The sequence below is a fragment of the Promicromonospora kroppenstedtii DSM 19349 genome (assembly GCF_000515355.1).
Lineage (GTDB): Bacteria > Actinomycetota > Actinomycetes > Actinomycetales > Cellulomonadaceae > Promicromonospora > Promicromonospora kroppenstedtii.
Genome location: NZ_KI911686.1, coordinates 254,539 through 259,462, shown reverse-complemented (window position 1 = coordinate 259,462; position 4,924 = coordinate 254,539). Strand labels below are relative to the sequence as shown.

The 4,924-nt window shown below is 72.9% G+C and carries 4 protein-coding genes; 3 read left to right on the top strand and 1 reads right to left on the bottom strand.

The window, feature by feature from the left end; all coding sequences use genetic code 11:
• Positions 1-594 (bottom strand): MFS transporter (locus PROKR_RS15795; protein ID WP_036964698.1); only part of this gene is annotated, 594 nt, incomplete at its 3' end.
• Positions 595-704: 110 nt separating this feature from the next.
• Here PROKR_RS15795 and PROKR_RS15790 point away from each other — a divergent pair.
• The 3 genes from PROKR_RS15790 (at position 705) to PROKR_RS15780 (ending at position 4,803) form a co-directional block, all read left to right on the top strand.
• Complete coding sequence (locus PROKR_RS15790) at positions 705-1,829, top strand: LacI family DNA-binding transcriptional regulator (protein WP_020016085.1); 1,125 nt, start codon at positions 705-707, stop codon at positions 1,827-1,829.
• A gap of 170 nt (positions 1,830-1,999) precedes the next feature.
• A complete protein-coding gene (locus PROKR_RS15785) occupies positions 2,000-3,334 on the top strand; it encodes an MFS transporter (RefSeq protein WP_036964571.1) in 1,335 nt (444 codons plus the stop codon).
• A 182-nt stretch (positions 3,335-3,516) separates the two neighbouring features.
• Positions 3,517-4,803 (top strand): C39 family peptidase, encoded by a 1,287-nt coding sequence (locus PROKR_RS15780; RefSeq protein WP_036964570.1) that lies wholly within the window; start codon positions 3,517-3,519, stop codon positions 4,801-4,803.
• Positions 4,804-4,924 lie beyond the last annotated feature (121 nt).

Sequence of the window (4,924 nt, the reverse complement as noted above, 5' to 3'; positions counted from 1 at the left end):
CACGGCGTCGTCCGGCACGGCGGCCGCGAGCGCGCGCGGCGTGAAGAACCGGGTGGCGACCACGACGGACAGGAAGGCGACCACGCCCGCCGCGACGATGTGCCAGAGGACCGGGACGCCGGCGGTGGCCACCAGCGCGCCGACGCCGGCGCCGAGCACGGTGCCGAACGAGAACCCGGCGTGGAAGATCGGCATGACGGCGCGGCCGAGGCGCTGCTCGACGGCGGCGCCCTCGAGGTTCATCGCGGCGTCCCAGACGCCCGCGCCCACCCCGAACAGGATCAGGCCGCCGCGGACGGCGAGGTGCTCGTCCGCCGCGACACCGTACCCGGCCACGGCGAGCCCGGCCACGAGCAGTCCGGAGAACGACAGCACGGTGCGCGCGGTGCCGATCCGCTCCGCGACGAGCCCCGAGAGCGGGATCGCGGCGACGGACCCGATGGAGCCCGTCAGGAGCAGGATGCCCATCTCCTGCTCGGAGAACCCGAGACCGTCGCGGACGGCGGGGAGCCGCGATGCCCAGCTCGCGAAGGCGAACCCGCTGGCGGCGAAGACGACGAAGACCGCGCGGGCGGCGGCGTGTGCAGTAGGCACGGAACTCCTTGGTGCGATTGAATCTCCCGACCGTAAGCCACAATCTGGGATCAGCCCAGCAGATACCCGGTCCTGCACCACCGGCGCCCGATGCGAGAGAAGGAACCGCGATGAACCGCCAGACCGTTGGCCGACCGACCCTCGCGAAGGTCGCCGAGCTGGCAGGGGTCTCCGTGTCCACCGCCTCGCTCGCGTTCTCCGGTGCGGGACCGATCACGCCCGAGACCCGGGAGAAGGTGCTGGCCGCCGCCCGGGAGCTCGAGTACTCGGGGCCCAACCCGCTGGGCCGCCAGCTCCGGTCGGGCCGCTCCGGGATCGTGGGGGTGGTGATCGGCGACCAGCTGGGCCGCTCGTTCCGGGACCCGGTGTCCACACAGGTGCTGCACGGCCTGGTCTCCGCGATCGGTGAGCAGGGCCTGGGCGTGCTGCTCGTGCCCGGCATGCCGCAGGGCGCCACCGCGCAGTCGGTCGGGCTCGCGGCCGAGGCAGGGCTGCCCGCCGCCGTCGACCCGCTGGTCGAGGCGGCCGCGATGGACGTGGCCGTGCTCGTGTGGGGCATCCTGGAGGGCGACCCGAACCTGGCGGCGCTGCAGCGCCGGGGCGTACCGGTCGTGATCGGCGAGGGGCACGAGGTGCCCGGGGTGCCCGTGGTCGGCGTCGACGACCGCCGCGGCGCGGCAGAGGCCGTCCGGCACCTCGTCGAGCTGGGCCACACCCGGATCGCCGAGATCGCTCTTCCGTTCGGGCGCGACGAGCGGTCCGGCCTGGTCGACGCCGAGCGGCTCGCCGCAGCCGAGCGCACCCCCACCCGCAACCGCCTGGCCGGTGTGCGGGACGTGATCGAGCCCGTCATGTCGTGGGAGACGCCCGCCTCGCTCGTGGAGCACGGGCGCGACGCCGCCACCGAGATCCTGTCCGAGTGGGCGCCCGCGCGGGACCGCCCGACGGCGATCATCGCGCACTCCGACCTGCTTGCCGCCGGCGCCGTGATCGCGGCGCGGGAGCTCGGGCTGCGGGTGCCCGAGGACGTGTCGGTGGCCGGGTTCGACGGTCTCGACCTGCCCTGGCTCTCCCCCGACGTGCTCACCAGCGTGCACCAGCCGCTGGTCGAGAAGGGCCGGGCGCTCGGGCTCGCGGTCATCGCGCTGCTGGCCGGCGAGCAGCCGGAGTCGGTGATGCTGCCGGTCAGCCTGGTCGAGGGCACGACGACCGGCCCCGTGCCCGACCTGGGCTGACCACGTGTCAGACACCCCGGTCACCCGAGGGACCTGTACGTCCGACACGTGAGAGGCGCTAGGGTGGCGCCGACCACACGGGAGCCCGGAGGCACGGGCTGAGAGGACGCTGACGCCGCGTCGACCGTCGAACCTGCTCTGGGTCATGCCGGCGAAGGAAGTGAGCCTCGGTGTCCGCTGCCCAGCAACCCACCCGCGCGCCCGTACCGTCCAGCCCCGCCGGGGCGCCCGGGACCGGCGGACCGTCGCGCCCCGGCGCCGCCCGCCGCGCCGTCCGCGGTGGCATCGGCGGCAACTACGTGGACCAGTTCGACATCTTCCTGCCGGTCGTCGCGCTCGCCCCGGCCTCGGCGGATCTGTTCGGGTCCGACGCCCTGGCGGCCAACGCCGGGCTCGTCTTCGTCGCCACCCTGCTCGGCCGCCCGCTCGGGGCCGCGCTCTTCGGCCCGCTCGCGGACCGCATCGGCCGCACCTCCACCACCCGCGTAGCCCTGGCCGGCGTCGCGCTGACCACGCTCCTCATCGCGCTGGTGCCCGGTCACGAGGTGCTCGGCGCGGGGACCCTGGCGATCGTCGTCGCGCTGCGCTTTCTCGGCGGCATCTTCATCGGCGGCGAGTACACGTCGGCGATCCCGCTGGCCATGGAGTGGTCGGCGCCCCACCGCAGAGGACTGCTCAGCGGGACGGCGATGAGCATGTCGCCGCTGGCCAACGCCACCATCTCGGCGCTCGTGCTGCTCATGCTGAGCGTGCTCGACTCGGCGTCGTACAGTGCGTGGGGCTGGCGCCTGCCGTTCGTGACGGGTGCCGCGCTGGCCGGGGTGATGCTCTGGTACTACCGCCGCGGCGGCGTGGCCGACTCCGCCGCGTGGACCGGTACGGCCAAGCGTCCGCGACCGCTGCAGGATGTGCTGTTCGGCGCCCACCGGCGGGCCCTCGGCCAGGTCCTGCTCATGATGACAGGCCTGTGGCTGCTGACCAACATGTCCGTACCGACGCTCACCACAGCGCTGCAGGGCGCCGGGGAGCTCGACGCGCGGGCCGTCTCGTTCACGATGATGTGCGGCACCGCTGCTTCGGCCGGGACGATGCTGGCGCTCGGCCACGTGTCGACGTCGGCGGGCCGGCGCGCGACGCTCGTCGGGGCAGGCGTGCTGGCCGCGACCGCCGCGCCCCTGGCCTTCCTCGGGGTGTTCACGACCACGGCCGTGCCCGTCACGGTGCTGCTCGTGGTCGCGCTCCAGGTGCTGGCCGTGAGCGGGTACGGCCCGGTCGGCGCCTACCTCGCCGAGCGGTTCCCGACGGCGGTACGGTCCAGCGGCTACGGGGTCGGCTACAGCCTGTCGATCGCGCTCCCCGCGCTCTACCCCTACTACCTGCCCCCGCTGCAGGCCGTGCTCGGCGAGGAGACAGGGGTCGCCGCACTGCTCTGCCTGGGTGGCGCGCTGCTCGCCACCGGCGCGGCCCTCGGCCCGCGCACGGACGCACACGCCCCGCTCCCCTGAGCACCCGTTCCGAGCGGCGCTCTTTCGGATGACGCCTAATGTGCTGCTGCCCCGACCCCGCCTCTGGTAAAGAAGGTGCACGGCCCGCTCACCGAGAGGGGCCCGGAGACAGGGAGACAGGCGTGTCGACACGGGGAAGACTGCGCAAGACGGCATTGGCACTGGTGACGACAGGAGCGCTCGTGACGCAGGCAGGGATCGCGGCGGGCGCCGTCCCGGCGACGGACGCGGCCGAACAGGGCGCGGCGGCGTCGGACAACCAGATCACGCTGACCGCGTGGGACGGTGTACGGGACTTCCGCGCGGGCGAGAGCTCCAACCTGCGGCCGGGTGCGCACGGCGGCCTGGTGCTGCGCGGCGGCGGGGAGATCGTCGAGTACACCGACCCGTTCGGTGACGGCACGCCCGTCAGCTACGAGACCGGCAGGTGGACCTCGCCGGTGGTCGAGACCGGGTACGCCATCGACGAGTCCGTGAGCTCGTGGAACGCGAGGACGCCCACGGGGACCTGGGTCGAGATCGAGTTCCGCGGCCGCAAGGCCGACGGGACCTGGACCAAGTGGTTCGTCATGGGCCGCTGGGCCTCGGACGACGAGTTCGCTCCCGCCGACGGCGGCGTCGGCGACATCCACCGCACCTCCGTGAACGGCCAGACCGACGACGACGCGTACCTGTTCACGGACACGTTCGTCGCGAAGTCCGGCAACGAGCCGGAGGCGTTCCAGACCCGGGCCACGCTGTACCGGCCCGAGGGCACGCGGGTCTCCCCGCGGCTCGACTCCGTGAGCACGATGACCAACGAGTACCTGCCCGACTCGCACTACACGGGCACGAGCGACTTCACGCTCGGGCGCGAGGTGTCGCTCGACGTGCCGCAGTACAGCCAGAACATCCACCGTGGCGAGTACCCCGAGTTCGGCGGCGGCGGCCAGGTGTGGTGCTCGCCGACGTCGTCGACGATGGTGATCTACTCCTACGGGCGCGAGGTGCCGGCCGAGGAGCTGGAGGGCATCGAGGCCCCGAACGGCGACCCGCAGGTCGACTACGCCGCGATGAACACCTGGGACTACACGTACGAGGGCGCCGGCAACTGGCCGTTCAACGCCGCCTACGCCAGCACGTTCGGCCTGGAGTCGTTCGTGACCCGGCTGCGTTCCCTCGCGGAGGCCGAGAAGTTCGTCGCGGCCGGCATCCCGCTGGTCTTCTCGATCAACTTCGAGGCCGAGGAGATGCCGGAGGCCGGGTACGAGACGGACGGGCACCTCGTGGTGCTGCGCGGGTTCACAGCCGACGGCGACCCGATCCTGAACGATCCGCACGGCGCGACCAACGACGCCGTCCGCGTCGTGTACACGCGGGAGAACTTCGAGCGGGTCTGGCAGACCTCGACCGACGGCCTGACGTACGTCTACCACCCGAAGGACGTGAAGCTGCCGCGCAACCTGCCGGGAGTCACCCCGAACTGGTGAGCCTGCCCGCGCCCTGGCCGTCCGGCCGGGGCGCGCGCAGAACGTACGCACGCGGGGTGTGTTGCGCGCAGTAGACATTGTCTGCTGCGCGCAACACACCCCGCGCCTATATCGACTAGCG